Source organism: Lentzea sp. (assembly GCF_036380075.1).
Lineage (GTDB): Bacteria > Actinomycetota > Actinomycetes > Mycobacteriales > Pseudonocardiaceae > Lentzea.
The window spans coordinates 1-16,080 of the sequence record NZ_DASVFL010000234.1; the positions used below are offsets into that span (position 1 = coordinate 1).

Below are 16,080 nucleotides of genomic sequence, written 5' to 3' on the forward strand. Positions count from 1 at the left end.
TGGGTGGAGTCCGCGCCGGTGATGCCGGCCAGGCGGAGCGTGGCGCGCTCGACGGCGACGGTGGTGTGCGCCTTCGCGAGGGACACCACCGGTTCGGCCGCCCGCGCCGCGAGTGCGCGCGCGGAGGCGACGACCTGGGGGTCGAGGTCGAGCAACGCCATCAGTCACTTCCTCTCGTAGATCGTCCGGCCGTTCAGCACGGTCCGCACGCAGACGGGCGCCGGACCGGTCAGGTCGGGCAGGCCGGGCACGCCCGAGCGCGGGTCGGTCGACCAGCGCTGCACCCGTGCGTCGGAGCCGGCCACGACGAGGTCGCCGGTCTCCCACACCGCGTACGTCGCGGGCGCGCCGGGCTGGAGCGTGCCGGTCAGGCCGTCGTCCACACCGGCGGCACGCCAGCCACCACGCGTGTGCGCGGTGAACGCGGCGCGGGGTGAGACGCCGAAGCCTTGGGTCTTGTGGTGCACCGCGGCGCGCACGGCGGCCCACGGGTCGATGGCGGTCACGGGGGTGTCCGAGCCGAACGCGAGCACGACGCCCGCGGCCGCCAGGCGTGAATAGGGGTTCAGCCCCACTCCGCGCTCGGCTCCGAGCCGCTGGACGTACATGCCGCCCGGACCGCCCCACTCGGCGTCGAACAGCGGCTGGACGGAGGCGATCACGCCCCACCCGGCGAGCCGCTGCGCCTGCTCGGCCGAGACCATCTCGACGTGTTCGAGGCGGTGGCGGGCGGAGGCCAGCGCGGGTGTGCCGAGTGCCTTCTCGGCGAGCTCGAAGCCCTCGACGACCGCGGCCATGGCGGCGTCGCCGATGACGTGGAACCCGGCCTGCACCCCGAGCTCGGTGCACTTCACCAGGTGGTCGGCGATCTGCCGACCGGTCAGGTAGAGCGCGCCGGTGGTGTCGGCGTCGGCGTACGGCTCGGCCAGCGCGGCCGTGCGCGAGCCGATCGCGCCGTCGACGAAGTGGTCGCCGGCGAGACCGCGCACGGGGACGCCGGGCATCTCGTGCGCACCCCAGTAGGCGACGACCTCGGGGCCCTCGGCCAGCGCCAGCAGCTCGCGCAGGTCGTCCTCGCCGGAGATGTCCGGGCCCGCGCACTCGTGCACGGACGCGATGCCCATCGACGCGGCGTGGCGGAGGAACGCCCGTTGGGCGGCCTCGCGCTGTTGCGGCGTGATGGCCGCTTTGGCCGTGCCGCGGACGTGGTGGTGGGCCGCCCGCGAGAGAGGACCGTCCTCCGAGTAGCCGTCGGCCGTGCGCGCGTCATCCGTGACCAGGTTCGACGAGACGAGGGCGGAGTGGACATCGATGCGCGACAGGTACACCGTCTTGCCCGCCGCGGCCTCGTCGATCTCCGCGCGCGTCGGCGGCCGGTTCTCCTGCCAGCGCGTCTCGTCCCAGCCGTGGCCCCACACCAGCGGCCCCTCGGCGTCCCGGACCTGCTGCAGCAGCGCGTCCACAGAGGACGTCCCGGTCAGGTCGAGGCCGGTCAGGAGCAGGCCGGCCGACGTGGCATGCACGTGCGCGTCGACGAACGCGGGCGCGACGAACGCGCCGTTCAGCTCGACCACCGAGGCGTCGGGGTGCAGTGCACGGCCGACCGAGTCCTGTCCGATCCACACGACGACGCCGTCGGTGACGGCCATGGCCGTCGCATCCGGTGCGTAGATGCGGCCGCCGACCAAAAGTTGCGTACTCACGTCACGCAGTCTGCCGTTGCTCGAACAGCGCCCGCACACCCGGCCGGGTCCTGACCAGGTCGAGCGCGAAGGCGGCGTGACCGGGCACATACCCGTTGCCGACCAGCATCTCCACGTCGGCGGCCAGACCCTCCGCTCCCAGAGCGGCGGCACTGAACGAGGTCGCCATCGAGAAGAAGATCACCGTGCCGCCGTCCGCGGTCGCGAGGATGGCGCCGTGCTCGCACCCCGGCACGTCCACACACACGACCGTGACGTCGACCTGCTTGCCCACCGCTTCGGCGACGGCGACAGGGTTGCGTGCGTCCGCGATGACGACCTCGTCGGCGAGGCCCGCCTCACGGACCGATGCGGCTTCACGCTCCGTCGGCACCAACGCCACGAGACGGGACGCACCGGCTTGACGCGCGGCCGCGAGAGAAAGCGAACCCGACTTGCCGCCACCGCCGAGCACCAGCACGGACCCGCCGGGGTGCTTGCGCACCACACGGTCGGTCAGTGCCGGTGCGCCGCACACGTCGAGCACGGACAACGCCAGCTCGTCGGACAGGTCGTCCGGCAGCACGGCGGCAATGGACCGTCCGAACAGCACCGCGGTCCCCCGGCACGGCACCTGCTCGTCCTCGCCGTCCCAGTCGCGCAGGCCGTCGTCGATCCGCAACGGCGTGAGCGTGAGGCTGACCAGCGTCGCGATGCGGTCGCCCGCCTTCAGCCCGAGCGGCGACTCCGGGCCCACCTCGGTCACGGTGCCGAGCAGCATGCCGCCCGACCCGGTGACCGGGTTCTGCATCTTGCCGCGCTCGGCGACGATGTCGAGCACCGCCCGCCGGACCGCGGCGCCGTCGCCGTGCTGCTCCCTGAGCTGCCGGAACGACGCCGCGTCCAGGTTGAGGCGCTCGACCGCGACGACGACCTCGTCCGCGGCGGGCACGGGCTCCGCGTCCAGCCGCCACGCCTGCTGCGGCAGGACACCGACGGGCTCGAGGACACGGTGCAGTCCGTACGCGCTCACCTGAAAATCCTTCGGTCGACGACGCTGTCTCGAAGATATCTTCACGTGAAGCGTCAAGATCCCGCAAGCATCACTCAGAAATCACGCGGAACCACCGGCAGTCGTAGGGCGCCAGGTCGACCTTCGCCCCGGTCTTCGCGGGCTTCACCGTGCCGCCCGACGCGAGGTCCTTGAGCAGTCCCTCCGCGGGCACGCGCACGGTGACGTCCTGGTCCGCGAAGTTGTGCACGGCGATCACGGCGCCACCGTCGCAGTCGGCGCGATGGGCGAACACGGTCGGATCGCCGACGTCGAGCACCTCGACCGTGCCCCACGCCAACTCCGGCGCCTCGCGGTAGAGCTCGACCAGCTTGCGCATCCACGTCAGCAACGAGTCGGAGTCGTAGCGCTGCCTGCCCGCCTCGTCCCAGTCCATCGGCACCCGCACCGCGAGCCTGCCCTCCAGCGACAGGTCCTCCTCCAGGCCGAGCTCCTCGCCGTAGAAGAGCACCGGCGTGCCCGGCAGAGTGAACAGCAGGCTGTAGACCATGCGGATGCGGCGCTGGTCGCCGTCGAGCATGCCGGGCAACCGGCGGCGCAGGCCGCGGCCGTAGAGCTGCATGGCCGGGTCGGGGCCGAAGGCGTCGAAGACCTCCTGGCGTTCGTCCATCGGCAGCTTGTCGAGCGTCAGCTCGTCGTGGTTGCGGACGAACGTCGCCCAGTGCCCGTCGCGCGGCGGGTTCGGGCGTTCCTGGAGCGCCTTGACCAGCGGGCCGCTCGACTGCCGGGCCAGCGCCAGGTACATCGCCTGCATGCCGACGAAGTCGAAGCACATGGTCAGCTCGTCGCCGACGCCCTGGCCGTAGAACGCCATCGCGTCCTTGTACGGCAGGTTCACCTCGCCGAGCAGGATCGCCTCGCCGTTGCGGCGGTTGAGGAACGCGCGCAGGTCGGTGAGGTAGTCGTGCGGGTCGGGAAGCTCGATCGCGTCGGTCTTCTCCTGGTGCTCCAGCAGGAACGGCACGGCGTCGACGCGGAAACCGCTCAGGCCCAGCTCCATCCAGAAGCCCATGATCCGCGCGATCTCGTCGCGCACCTCGGGGTTGGCGACGTTGAGGTCGGGCTGGTGCTTGTAGAAGCGGTGCAGGTAGTACTTCCCGACCTCCTCGGAGTACTCCCAGAGCGAGTTCTCCTTGTCGGGGAACGTGATCCCCTGCGGTCCGTCCTCGCGCGGCTTGTCGGCCCACACGTACCAGTCGCGCTTCTCGGGGTCGTGGAACCACGGGTGCTGGTCGGACGTGTGGTTGACGACGAGGTCGGCGATGACGCGCATGCCACGGTCCCGTGCGGCGCGCACGAACTCCACGAAGTCGCCGAGCGAACCGAGCCGCGGGTCGACGTTGTAGAAGTCGGTGATGTCGTAGCCGTCGTCCTTCTCGGGCGTGGGGTAGAACGGCATGAGCCACACACACGTGACGCCCAAGGCGTGCAAGTGGTCGATGCGTTCCGTGGCGCCGCGGAAACCGTTGTCGGAGAAGGTCTCGATGTCGAGGCAGTAGAGGACGGCGTTCTTCCACCAGACGTCGGCCGTGCGGATCACGCGGTCACCTCCGGCAGGACGTGCTCGCCGAACGCGTCGACGAACGCGGTCAGGTCCTGGCCCACGTGGTGCAGGTAGATCTCCTCGAAGCCGATCTCCTCGTAGGAGTTGAGCTGCTCGGCGTGCCACTTCAGGTCCGACGAGACGTTCACGACCTGGGCCACCTGCTCGGGCGTGACGTTCTCGGAGACGACGTCGAAGTGGTCGGTCATCTCCAGGTCCCAGCACACGGGCGGCTGGAAGACGTTGCTGCGCCACTGGTCGTGCGCCGTCGCGACGGCCTTGTCCTCGTCGGGGTCCCAGCTCAGGTGCACCTGGAGGTGGAGCTTGCCCTTGCCGCCGGCGTCGCGGTAGGCGTCCGCGACCTCGCGCAGGCGTTCGGGAGCGGCGTTGACGGTGATCAGCCCGTCGGCCCAGGACGCGCACCACCGCGCGGTCTCCGGGCTGACAGCCGCGCCGATCAGCAGCGGCACCTCGTCCGGCAGCGTCCAGAGCCGGGCGCGGTCGACCGTGACGAGGCCGTCGTGGCTGACCTCCTCACCGGCGAGCAGCGCGCGGATGACGTCGACGCACTCGCGCAGCCGGGCGGTGCGGATGTCCTTGCGCGGCCAGACGTCGCCGGTGATGTGCTCGTTGCTGGCCTCGCCGGTGCCGAGCGCGGCCCAGAACCGTCCGGGGTACATGGCGGCGAGCGTGCCGATCGCCTGCGCGGTGATCGCCGGGTGGTAGCGCTGCCCCGGCGCCGTGACCACGCCGAACGGCAGGCTGGTCGCCTGGAGCGCGGCGCCGAGCCACGACCAGGCGAACCCGGACTGCCCCTGGCGCGCACTCCACGGTGAGAAGTGGTCGGAGCTCATCGCCGCGGCGAACCCGGCTTCCTCTGCCCTGCGCACGGCGGTGAGCAGGCCGGTGGGGTGTATCTGCTCGTGTGAGGCGTGGATGCCGTAGACCGTCATGCGGCTTCTGTACCCAATCGAGCAGTTCGAGAAAGCTTTGAACCGATCGAACCGGGAGCCCGTGTGTAGAGCGGCACCTCACTGCGGAGGAGGAACGACGATGTTCAACGAGACAAGGGTCGGCACCGCGACCGTCGTCGAGTTCGTGCGACCGGACGGCTCCATCGAGCCGATGAACGTCGACCTCCACTACCGCTCGGACGATCCGCACGCCGTGACCATGCGGTTCCACACCCGCGACCAGGAGTCGACGTGGCTGGTGGGGCGCGAGCTGCTGTCCGACGGCCTGATGTCGCCGGCCGGGATGGGCGACGTGCGGCTGCGCCCGGCGGACGGCGACGTGCTCGTGCTGGAGCTGTTCACCGAGGACTCGCACGCCGTGTTCCACCTGTCGGCCGACGAGCTGAGTCGGTTCCTCGACTCGACCTACGCGGCGGTGCCGGCCGGGCGGGAGAGCGTCGACTTCGAGCTGCTGCTCAAGGACCTGCTGGCCTAGAGGCGCAACCCGAGCACCAGCTTGTCGGCGGAGTCGATCACGCGGAAGCCGAGGTGCTCCCAGAAGCCGATCGCGTGCGTGTTGTGGTGCCGCACGTGCACGTGGACGCCCTTCTCGAGGCGTTCGAGCACCGTCCGCACGAGCGTGCCGCCGAAACCCCTGCCCTTCGCGCGGGGGAGCAGGTTCGCGTGCAGGTGCGCCGGGTAGTCGCGGACCAGCACCGGGTCGACGCGGACCGGGTGGTGGATCAGCTGCACGACCCGGTTCGCTCCAGGTGTCAGCGGGTAGCGGAACCGCAGGTCGGGCCACCAGTCGCGGTCGCAGCGGTCCTCGAAGGCCTCGCTGTCCGACGCCGCGACGGCGTAACCGCAGACGCCGTCGTCGTCCTCCGCCACGAACGCCAGGTCGGGTTCGAACGCCACGTACGGGCCGACGTAGGCGTGGCCCAGCAGGCGCGGGTCGTCGAACAGGTGGCGCACGCCGAGGCCGCCGTCGCCCGTGTCGAGGCAGATGTCGTAGAGCGCGTCCAGGTCGGCGGGCCGGTACGCGCGGATCACGTCAGTTCGCGCCGGTCGGTGATGACCACGGGCTCGACGTCGACGACCTCGCCGTCGATGACCTGACCGGCGCCGAAGCGGCGTTCATGCTCGAACTTCAGCGCCGCCGCCTCGGCCTTGCGCGCGATGCGCCGGCTCACGACCTTGCGCGTGGGCGGGAAGAGCAGGAACAACGCCACCACGTCGCTGAGGAAGCCCGGCACCATGATCAGCGCGCCGGCGGCCGCGATGAGCATGCCGTCGGCCATCTCCTGGTGCGGCTGCTCGCGCCGCGTCACCGACTGGCGCAGCGCCGCCAGCGCCTGCGCGCCCTGCCTGCGCACCAGCGACAGCCCCACCAGGGAGCCGACCAGGAGCAGCGCGATCATCCAGAGGCCGCCGATGGCGTTGCCGACGGCGATCATGACCGCGACCTCGGCGAAGAAACCGACGAGCAGCAGCGCGAGAACAGGCATACCGGGTGAACGCACGGGACGCCCGAATTGCTCCCGACCACCCCTCCACCAGCCCTTGAGCTGAAATATTTACGGCAGCCTGGCGGTATGACAGGATATCTTTACGCGACCTCGACGCAGAGGAGTACGGATGACCGCGCTGCACGACGCCCCCACGTCGCTGGAGCGGCTGGACCGCCAGCCGTACACGTACGTCCGCCGTGAGCTGGTCGAACCCGACTGGCGGCGCTTCCCCGGCTGGGCCCACGTGACCGAGGCGCAGTGGCGGGACGCCCAGTGGCAGCGGGTGAACTGCGTCAAGAACGTGAAGCAGCTCCGCAAGGTGGCGGGCGACCTGCTGACCGACCGGTTCTACGACGACCTCGCCGCCGACCAGTCGGCGTTCGCGACGATGTCGATGCTGATCCCGCCGCAGATGGTCAACACGACGGCGGTCGGCGCCGACCTCTCCCCCGACGCGTTCACGGAGGCCTTCCTGGCCGACCCGGTGCGCCGCTACATGCTGCCGGTCGCCTCCGACCGCGACCCCCGCTGGCCGTCGCACCCGCACTCGCAGCGCGACTCGCTGCACGAGGCGGAGATGTGGGTCGTCGAGGGCCTGACCCACCGCTACCCCACCAAGGTCCTGGCCGAGATGGTGTCGACCTGTCCCCAGTACTGCGGCCACTGCACCCGCATGGACCTGGTCGGCAACTCCACGCCGTTGATCGACAAGCACAAGCTCTCGCTCAAGCCGGTCGACCGCCAGGACCAGATGGTCGAGTACCTGAAGAAGACCCCCGGCGTCCGCGACGTCGTGGTCTCCGGCGGCGACGTGGCGAACGTGCCGTGGCCGCAGCTCGAGTCGTTCCTGATGCGCCTGCTCGACATCGAGACCGTCCGCGACGTCCGCCTGGCCACCAAGGCCCTGGCCGGCCTCCCCCAGCACTGGCTCCAGCCCCGCGTCGTCGAGGGCCTGGAACGCGTCGCCCGCACGGCCTCCCGCCGCGGCGTGAACCTCGCGATCCACACGCACGTGAACCACGCCCAGTCCGTGACACCCCTCGTCGCCGAGGCCGCGCGCACGGCCCTGGAGGTGGGTGTGCGGGACGTGCGCAACCAGGGCGTGCTGATGCGCGGCGTCAACGCCACGCCGGACGACCTGCTGGACCTTTGCTTCGCGCTGCAGGGGGAAGCGAACATCCTGCCGTACTACTTCTACATGTGCGACATGATCCCCAACGCCGAGCACTGGCGGGTGTCGGTGTGGGAGGCGCAGGAGCTGCAGCACGCGATCATGGGCTACCTGCCCGGCTATGCGACCCCTCGGATCGTGTGCGACGTGCCGTACGTCGGGAAGCGGTGGGTGCACCAGCTCGAGGACTACGACCGGGAGCTCGGGATCTCGTACTGGACCAAGAACTACCGGACCGGGATCGAGCTGGAGGACCCGGAGGCGTTGAACCGCCGCTACCCGTACTACGACCCGATCTCGACGTTGGGTGAGACCGGTCGGAAGTGGTGGGCCGACCAGGCCTGACGGGTCACGGTGGGGCCGTCGTCGGAGACGGCCTCACCCTCTTCTGCCCGAGCCGGCCGAATCGCGCACCAGGCCAGGAACCCGAGCGCCAGCCACACGTAGCTGTTGCCGGCCAGGTGCTGCCACCACGCCCACGCGAGCTCGCGGTCGCCCGCGGACGGCAGGAGCCAGTGCGGGCCGACCGCGAACACCGCCGTCACGGCGACCCGCACCCAGCCGTGCAGGACCAGCAGTGCGGGCGCGATCCACACCCAGTGGTGCGACCAGGACACCGGCGAGATCAGCAGTCCCGCCGCGGCCACGACCAGCAGTGCGGTGAGGTCGTGCTGACGGCGCAGCGCGAACGCGGTCAGCACCAGGACTGCCAGGCACAGCGCGATCCACAGCGGTTCGGGTGCGCCGAGGCGGAAGAGCAGGCCGCGCAGCGACTGGTTGGCGGTGTAGGCGAGGCCGCCGACGCGTTGCGGGTCGAGCACGGCGTGGAACCAGAACCGCGCCGACTCGGCCGGTGCCAGTGCCCAGCCGGTCAGGGCCGCGGCGGTGAAGGTGCCGATGGCGGTCAGCGCGGGCCGCCACCGCCGGCGAGACAGGAAGTACAGCACGAAGATCGCCGGGGTCAGCTTGATCGCGGCGGCGAGTCCCACGAGCAGGCCCCTCGGCCACGGTGTGCGCGGCAGCAGGCAGTCCAGGGCCACCAGGCCGATGAGGATCATGTTGATCTGGCCGAGGTCGGTGCCGCCGCGCAGCGGTTCGAGCAGCAGGCACAGCGCGGCCAGCCCGAAGCCCGCGTTCGGTGACGACGTCCGCGACGCCGCCACGTGGCAGGCCGCGGTGAACAGCGCGATGCCCGCGGCGGTGAAGAGCACGGCGGCGACCGGTAACGGCAGCAGGCTGACGCCGCTGAACAGCACGGCGGCGAACGGCGGGTACGTGAACGGCAGGCCCCTGGGGCCCGGGAAGTCCGGGGCGTACAGGCCTTCGCCGGACCGCCACACCTCGCCGCCCACCAGGTACACCCGCAGGTCCAGGAGGCCGGAGCCGAAGCTGCGCACGCAGACCCAGATCAGCAGCCCGGTCGCGACGACGGCCCACACCCGCCGGAGATCGTTGCGTGCCAAGATTTCCTTCACCGCGACACCGCCGCACGACGCCGCGTGACCGCAATGACGGCAGCCGCCACGACAGCGGCGGCCACGGCTCCTGCGCTGTTGTTGAGGAAGTCCTGGGTCTCGCAGAGGCCACGGCGGGTGAGCGGCTGCACGATCTCGATGGCCGCGCTCAACGCGATCGCCGACGCGAGCACGACGAGCGGCCGACGGGTGGCCAGCACGGCGAAGAACACCAGCGGCACGAACAGCAGGGCGTTCAGCAGTTCCGCCGAGCCGACGAGGGAGAACGCATCGACCTGGCAGAACTGGTCGCGTCCCGCCCAGTCCGGCAGCGTGCGGGAGAACGTCACGCCCAACACGACTCCCAGCGAGAGCCCCGCCAGCACGGAGGGCGCCGGCCTCCATCCCCACCTGCGCGCCGCGAACCACCCGGCTGATCCCACCGTGACGGCCCCGGCCACCACGCCGGCCGCGATCAGCGGGTTCGTCAACGTCCGGATGACCGCGTCGAGCGCCCGTCCCAGCTGTTCCACCACAGCGAAACCCCTTGTCCGACAACGACTCTGTTGTGGACAAGCCTGCGGTCAAGAGGCAGGGGAACGGATCGGCCGGAGAGCCGGAGGATCATGGTCAGCCGGCCAGGCCCGCGCTCCGGGCCGGCCGTTCGGCTGAGGTCAGTCGGCCACCACGCGGGCGCGGAACGCCCACGCCACGACCTCCACCCGGTTGCGCGCCTTCACCTTGGTCTGCACCGACGCGAGGTAGGCCTTGACCGACGACACAGAGACCTGCAGCGCGGCGGCTATCTCGTTGTTGCTCAGGCCTTTCGCGACGTGCCGGACGACGTCGAGCTCACGCGGGCCGAGCAGGTCGGCGGCGGCGTGGCCGACCGGCCGCGGTGCCCTGCGCAGGACGCGCAGGACCACCTGCGGTGACACCAGCACGTCGCCGCGGGCGGCGGACCTGACGGCCTCGACGAGCAGGCCGGGGCTGGCGTCCTTGGTGAGGAAGCCGCACGCGCCGAGGTCCAGCGCCTTCTGGAGGACGTCGTCGCTGTCGAACGTCGTCACCACCACGACGCGGGTGTGCGGGGCGAGGCGGCGGGTGACCTCCAGGCCGTCCAGCCCCGGCATCCGCACGTCGACGAGACACACCTGCGGCGTCAGCTCCTTGGCCACCTGGACGGCGCTGATGCCGTCCGGGACGTCCGCGACGACCTCGACGTCCGGTTGCGCCTCCAGGATGAGCCGGAAGCCCATGCGCACCATGTCCTGGTCCTCGGCGATCAGCACCGTGATCACGCCAGGACCTCCAGCGGCAGCTCGGCGGTGACCAGCCACCCCTCCCCCGTCGGGCCCGCGAAGAAGCGCCCGCCCAGCTCGTCCACCCGCTCCCGCATCCCCACCAGCCCGAACCCACCGGAGTGCGCCGGTCGGCCGGTGCCGTTGTCCACGACGGACAGCAGGACCGCCGACGTCGTGCGACGCACTTCGACCTCCACGTCGGTCGCGTCGTGCGCGTGCTTGCGGACGTTGGTGAGGGCCTCCTGCACGAGTCTGAGCACCGACCGCCCCAGCTCCGGCCGCACGTCGCCGGGCAGCTCGATGCTCGCGCGCACCGACAGCCCAGACTTCTGCACCAGCTGATGCAGATCCGCCGTCAGGTCGCCGGTCGCGGTCGCGGCCCCGTTGTCCCGCAGGGTTCTGACCATCGCGCGCATCGCGCCCAACGCGTCCGTGCCACCGTCGACGATGCCCGGCAACAACGAGCACGCCTTGGCCTGGTCCGCCTCCGCGACGACGAGTGCGGCCTGGGCCTGCACCAGCATGCCGGTCACGTGGTGCGCCACCACGTCGTGCAGCTCCCGGGCCATGTCGAGCCGCTCTTCGCTGCGTGCCCTGTCCTCCGCGGCGGCCGCGGCGACGGCCCTGACGCGGTCCCTCATCCGCAGCACCGCGCCACTGCCCACGCCGATGAGGAGCAGCATCAGGACGAGCTGCACGCTCTGGGAGCCGTTCAGACCGAGGTCCGACCTGATCACCACGGCGTGGACGCTGACCAGCGCCAGCGCTCCGACTGCCAGCGCTGCCGGCAGCGGCGGAGTCCTCCGGGTCAGCAGGACGACCAGGGCCAGCACCACCGCGGCTTCCGCGATCTTCACCGGCGGCGCGCCGAGCACCGGGGACGAGCTGACACCGGTACCGCCCGCGAAGACCGCCCGGCTGAAGCCGCTGACCAGGCCGGTGACGACGAAGACGGCTCCGCACACCGCCGCCGTCGCGACGAGGACCAGCGGCGTCCGCGGTCGGTCGAGTGCTTCCACCGCCGCATCGTAGAAGCCGGCCCGGTCACCGGCCCTCGGTCTTCCGGCCGAGCGGACTGGCCATCTGGCCTGTCCGCACTCGGCGGTGAGTCAGCCGAGCGGCGCCACGTCGTCGGCGACCGCCAGGGCCAGCTCGCAGAACATCGAGTCGGCCCAGGAGAACCACGGCCGCGAGAACGCGGACGGGTCCGACGGGTCGAAGCTCTCGTGGACGTGCCCGGTGCCCGCGTCGGTGTCGGCGATCAGCTGGAGCAACCGCCGCCGGTCGTCCGGGGTCCCGGTCAGGCCCTCGACCGCGAGGGCGATCGGCCAGATCCGGCCGGGTTTCGTGTGCGGGCTGCCCACGCCGCTCGCCACCCGGCCGCGGAAGTAGTACGGGTTGGCGTCGCTCAGGACGAACCCGCGAGTCGCCTGCCACACCTCGGGATCCACCACGTCGGGTGCCAGGAGGGGCAGCGAGAGGAGGGACGGCGTGTTGGCGTCGTCCATGCACAGCACTCCCCCGAGGCCGTCGACCTCGTAGGCGTAGATGCGTGCGCCGTCGTGTTCGACGATGCCGTGCGATTTGACGCCCTCGACCAGTTCGCGGGACAGCCCACGAGCGTCGGAGGCCAGTTCGGTGTCGTCGTAGACCTCGGCGGCGATCTCGGCGACGGCCAGCAGGGCCTGTGCCGCGAAGAGGTTGGCAGGGATGTTGTAGCCGTAGGTGCAGGCGTCGTCGGACGGCCGGAAGCCGCTCCACGTCATACCCGTCACGGCGACAGGAGTCCCGCGGCCGCCGCGGGCCAGGGTCTCGGTCGGGATGGCACCGGGGCGTTCGAAGCGGTACGGGGACTCGTCGTGCCGTTGTTCCAGGCGGAGCTGGGCGACGACCGTGCGCAGGACATCGTGCGTGCCGGTGTCGAAGGCGTCGGTCGAACCCGTTGCGCGCCAGAGCTTGTGAGCGAGGGTGACGGGGTAGGCGAGGCTGTCGATCTCGTACTTCTGCTCCCACACGTGCGGGTCGTCGCACAGGTCGCCGGGTTCGTAGTGGGCGCCGGTCGGGCCGTCGTTGAACGCGTTGGCGTACGGGTCGTGGGCCAGGCACGCGAACTGGCGGCGGACGACGGCGGTGACGAGTGCGGCCAGGTCCGGGCAGTCGGCGAGGAACCTCAGGTAGGGCGTCAGCTGGGTGGTCGAGTCGCGCAGCCACATGGCGGGGATGTCGCCCGTGATGACGAACGCGCTGCCGTCGTCGCCGATCGTGACGGTGTCGCGCAGGGTGCGGTGCAGTGCGGCTTCGACCAGGTCGCCGATGCGGTCGCCTGCCACGGTGCGCACGCGTGCTGCTGCGGCGGCGATCGTGTCGTTCACCGTTGCCACGGCGTGGTTCCGTTCTCGTCGGTGACGTGAATCCGCACGGCGTGTGCCGGTTCGTCCGTCTCGTCGGTGCTCCAGATCCCGATCTCCACCGGGACGGCGACCGGCCGTCCGGTCGCCCACGAGCCGAGCTCGTCCAGCCCCAGCGTGAACTCGACCGTCTCGCTCCGCGCACGCTGCACGGCCAGGAGCGTGCGGCGGCGTGGTCGCACGCCGAGTTCGTGGCGACGGCCGTAGAGCGGCACGGCGACGGACCCGGCGGTGGCGATGTCCACGGTGACGCGTATCGAGCCTCCGTTTTCCAGCTCCGCGGCCGAAATGCGGTACGGCTCGTCACGAACCCCGGTCTTGACCGGTGCCCCGCTGCCGAACGGGAGTCCGACGGGGTGCCGGTGGTCGAGGTAGCCGCGGGCGGTCTCCATGCGCTCGTCGTGGGCGACGGGGAAGACACCGTCGGCCACCGGGAACGACATGGGCAGACGGCCTGACGCCGTGCCGTCGTAGAGCGCGCTCACGATGGCGGCTCCGCCGCTTGGGCCGGGGAACGGTACGACGAGCAGCGCGTCCACGAGCGCGGCCAGTTCGGTGAGGGCGCGTGGTCGGCCGTCGACGACCACGGCCACGACCGGTTTGCCGCTCGCACGGGCTGTGCGGGCGAGTTCGAGCTGCGGTTCGGGCAGGGCGATCGACGCGAGGTCGACGCCTTCGCCGTTGGTCGTGTCGGGCGCCGGGCCCTCGACCGCGCCGTTGTCGGCGAACTCGTCGCTGTAGCCGCGGCGGCTGGTCCCGCCGAGCACCAGCACGCAGACGTCGGCCTGCTCCACCGCGGATCGCACCGCCGGAAGGGCGTCCGAACCGAGCGCGGTGCGGATGCGAGAACCGGGCGCGTACCGCACGCGGTCGTCACCGAGCCGTGCCACGAGGGCCGAGCGGACGGTCGACGCGGCGGGATCGTCGGCGGGCCGGGGCGGGGTGTAGTCACCGAGCTGCGCGTCCAGGTCGTCGGCGTTGGGTCCGACGAGCGCCACCGTGGCGGCCGGGTCGAGCGGCAGTGCGCCGTGCACGAGCACCACGGACTGCCGGGCGGCGCGGTCGACGAGTCCGGCCACGTCACGGCTGACCGGTGCCTGCTCGCCCAGCAGGCCGACGCGGCGTTTCAGAGCCAGCACGCGGTCGACGGCGCGGTTCAGGTCGCTCTCGTCGACGAGCCCGCGGTCCAGTGCCTGCTGGAGGTGGGTGAAGGCCTCGTCCCACAGGCTGAGGTCGACGCCCGCGCGCAGGGCCAGCGCCGCCGCGGCGGCCGGGTCCGGGGCGCTGTCGCGGAGGCGGTCGATCGCGGTGCCGTCGGCCATGACGACGCCGTCCCAGCCCCAGTCGTCGCGGAGCGTGCCGGTGAGCAGGGCGCGGTTGGCGGTGCACGGAACGCCGTCGATGTCGTTGTAGGCAGCCATGAACCCGGCGACGCCCGCACGGGCGGCGGCGAAGGCGGGCCGCAGGTGGACCTCGCCCAGCTCGCGGGGGCCGATCGGCGCGCCGGAGCCGTTGCGGCCGCCGATGCCGGCTCCTTGGGCCGCCAGGTGCTTGGCGACGACGGCGACATGTCCCTGCATCCCGCGCACGGTCGCGGCCACGAGCATCGCCGCGAGCGCGGGGTCCTCGCTGAAGCACTCCTCCGCACGGCCCCACCGCGGATCGCGCAGCACGTCCAGCCCCGACACGAGCGCCACGTGCACACCTCGCAGGCGCGCTTCGGCACCGACCGCGGCGGCGAGCTCCTCGGTGAGCTCGACGTCCATGCCGGCCCCCAAAGCGAGGTTGACCGGCAAAGTCGTCGCGCCGAGCGCCTGCAGGCCGTGCGGAGCCTCCTCGACGAACAGCACGGGCACGCCACAGCCGTTGCGCGTCACGTAGTCCTGCACGGCCGCATACGCCTCCGCGCTGCGTTCGGGCGGAATTCCGTTGTCCCAGTGGACAGCGGACCACGGGTCGGCGCGCAGGACGCCGTAGATCGCGCCGATGCCGCCGAACCGGTCGACTTCGCGGCGCAGCACGTCGGTCACGCGCGGGGCGCCGTCGACCCAGCGCAGTGCTTCCCAGCCCTTGAGGCGCTGGTTGACCTGGCCGATCCGCTCGGCCGGCGTGAGCGAGGAGGCGGTGATCATCCCTTGACGGCTCCGGAGACGAGCGCGCGCTGCATCTGCCGTTGCAGCACCGTGTAGACGAGGTACACCGGCAGCAGGGTGAACAACGTGCCCGCCATCAGGACACCGTAGTCGGTGCCCGCGTCGACCTTGAGGGTCGGCAGCGCGACCTGGATCGTGCGCTGGGCGGTGTCCGGGCCGGTGAGGATGAGCGGGTACAGGTAGGCGTTCCAGAACGACAGGAAGTTCAGCAGCAGCACGGTCGCGATGCCGGGGACGCAGATGGGCAGGTAGACCTGCCGCAGCACCTGGAGCGTCGACGCGCCGTCCATCGACGCGGCCTCCTCCAGCTCGCGCGGGATCGTGCGCATGAACGACGTGAGGATCACGATCGACAGCGGCAGGGCCGTGGCGGGCAACAGGAAGACGATGAACGTGCGGCTGTGGAACAGGCCGAGCGCCGCCGCGAGCAGGAAGGTCGGGAACAGCGCGGCGAACGACGGGATGAGGAAGCCGAGCGCGAAGACGTTCTCGACGACCTTGCCGAGCCTGCCGGTCGAGCGGGCGAGCGCGAACGACGCCGGCAGGGCGAGCAGCAGGGTCAGCACGAGCGCGCCGACCGTCGTCAGCACCGAGTTCGCGACGGCGAGGACGAGGTCGGCCTGGCGGATCGCGGTGGCGAAGTTGCCGAGGTCCCACGTCCCCGGCAACGCCAGTGGCGCCTCGAAGATCTCCTCGTTCGACTTGAACGACGAGACGACGAAGTAGTAGAAGGGCACGACGAGCAGGGCGGCGTAGATCCAGGCGAGCGTGCCGCTGGTGATCGAGCCGACGCGGTCGCGCAGCGGGCGCAGTGCGGTCCGGGCCATGG

16 protein-coding genes are annotated in these 16,080 nt (G+C 71.3%); 2 read left to right on the forward strand and 14 right to left on the reverse strand.

Annotation, left to right across the window (positions count from 1 at the left end; all coding sequences use genetic code 11):
• The 5 genes from VF330_RS25765 to VF330_RS25785 form a co-directional block, all read right to left on the reverse strand.
• The coding region (locus tag VF330_RS25765) for a lysine 5,6-aminomutase subunit alpha TIM-barrel domain-containing protein (protein WP_330854282.1) at positions 1-161 on the reverse strand (161 nt) is incomplete at its 3' end.
• Between the two features lie 3 nt (positions 162-164).
• Positions 165-1,712: an amidohydrolase gene (locus VF330_RS25770; protein ID WP_330854283.1), complete on the reverse strand. Its 1,548-nt coding sequence runs from the start codon at positions 1,710-1,712 to the stop codon at positions 165-167.
• Positions 1,705-2,715: an L-erythro-3,5-diaminohexanoate dehydrogenase gene (locus VF330_RS25775; RefSeq protein WP_330854253.1), complete on the reverse strand. Its 1,011-nt coding sequence runs from the start codon at positions 2,713-2,715 to the stop codon at positions 1,705-1,707. Before VF330_RS25775 ends, VF330_RS25770 begins: the two co-directional genes overlap by 8 nt.
• A 70-nt stretch (positions 2,716-2,785) precedes the next feature.
• Entirely contained in the window at positions 2,786-4,294 is a 1,509-nt protein-coding gene (locus VF330_RS25780; protein WP_330854254.1) for an alpha-amylase family protein, read from the reverse strand.
• A complete protein-coding gene (locus VF330_RS25785) occupies positions 4,291-5,250 on the reverse strand; it encodes a TIGR03885 family FMN-dependent LLM class oxidoreductase (RefSeq protein ID WP_330854255.1) in 960 nt (319 codons plus the stop codon). The genes VF330_RS25780 and VF330_RS25785 overlap by 4 nt, the downstream gene beginning before the upstream one ends.
• A 100-nt stretch (positions 5,251-5,350) precedes the next feature.
• Between VF330_RS25785 and VF330_RS25790 the strand changes: the two genes are divergently transcribed.
• Positions 5,351-5,746, forward strand: coding sequence for an SsgA family sporulation/cell division regulator (locus tag VF330_RS25790; protein ID WP_330854256.1), 396 nt, complete (start codon positions 5,351-5,353; stop codon positions 5,744-5,746).
• On the opposite strand, the gene VF330_RS25795 is transcribed toward VF330_RS25790, so the two are convergent.
• Positions 5,743-6,303, reverse strand: a complete 561-nt coding sequence (locus VF330_RS25795) for a GNAT family N-acetyltransferase (RefSeq protein WP_330854257.1) — start codon at positions 6,301-6,303, stop codon at positions 5,743-5,745. The two genes, VF330_RS25790 and VF330_RS25795, sit on opposite strands and share 4 nt — an antisense overlap.
• A complete protein-coding gene (locus VF330_RS25800; protein ID WP_330854258.1) occupies positions 6,300-6,758 on the reverse strand; it encodes an FxsA family protein in 459 nt (152 codons plus the stop codon). The genes VF330_RS25795 and VF330_RS25800 overlap by 4 nt, the downstream gene beginning before the upstream one ends.
• Before the next feature lie 130 nt (positions 6,759-6,888).
• On the opposite strand from VF330_RS25800, the gene VF330_RS25805 reads away from it, so the two are divergent.
• Positions 6,889-8,277 (forward strand): lysine 2,3-aminomutase, encoded by a 1,389-nt coding sequence (locus VF330_RS25805; RefSeq protein WP_330854259.1) that lies wholly within the window; start codon positions 6,889-6,891, stop codon positions 8,275-8,277.
• Here VF330_RS25805 and VF330_RS25810 read toward each other — a convergent pair.
• The 7 genes from VF330_RS25810 to VF330_RS25840 form a co-directional block, all read right to left on the reverse strand.
• On the reverse strand, positions 8,217-9,395 hold the full coding sequence (locus VF330_RS25810; RefSeq protein WP_330854260.1) for a glycosyltransferase 87 family protein: 1,179 nt from the start codon (positions 9,393-9,395) through the stop codon (positions 8,217-8,219). The two genes, VF330_RS25805 and VF330_RS25810, sit on opposite strands and share 61 nt — an antisense overlap.
• An 8-nt stretch (positions 9,396-9,403) precedes the next feature.
• Positions 9,404-9,922, reverse strand: coding sequence for a VanZ family protein (locus tag VF330_RS25815; protein WP_330854261.1), 519 nt, complete (start codon positions 9,920-9,922; stop codon positions 9,404-9,406).
• 138 nt (positions 9,923-10,060) lie between these two features.
• Positions 10,061-10,687 carry a response regulator transcription factor gene (locus VF330_RS25820; RefSeq protein ID WP_330854262.1) on the reverse strand — a complete coding sequence of 209 codons (627 nt, stop codon included), beginning with the start codon at positions 10,685-10,687 and terminating at the stop codon, positions 10,061-10,063.
• Complete coding sequence (locus VF330_RS25825) at positions 10,684-11,709, reverse strand: sensor histidine kinase (protein WP_330854263.1); 1,026 nt, start codon at positions 11,707-11,709, stop codon at positions 10,684-10,686. The genes VF330_RS25820 and VF330_RS25825 overlap by 4 nt, the downstream gene beginning before the upstream one ends.
• 90 nt (positions 11,710-11,799) lie before the next feature.
• Complete coding sequence (locus VF330_RS25830; protein ID WP_330854264.1) at positions 11,800-13,071, reverse strand: glycoside hydrolase family 125 protein; 1,272 nt, start codon at positions 13,069-13,071, stop codon at positions 11,800-11,802.
• A complete protein-coding gene (locus VF330_RS25835; RefSeq protein ID WP_330854265.1) occupies positions 13,059-15,230 on the reverse strand; it encodes a glycoside hydrolase family 3 protein in 2,172 nt (723 codons plus the stop codon). The genes VF330_RS25830 and VF330_RS25835 overlap by 13 nt, the downstream gene beginning before the upstream one ends.
• Complete coding sequence (locus VF330_RS25840; RefSeq protein ID WP_330854266.1) at positions 15,227-16,078, reverse strand: carbohydrate ABC transporter permease; 852 nt, start codon at positions 16,076-16,078, stop codon at positions 15,227-15,229. Before VF330_RS25840 ends, VF330_RS25835 begins: the two co-directional genes overlap by 4 nt.
• Between the last annotated feature and the right edge of the window lie 2 nt (positions 16,079-16,080).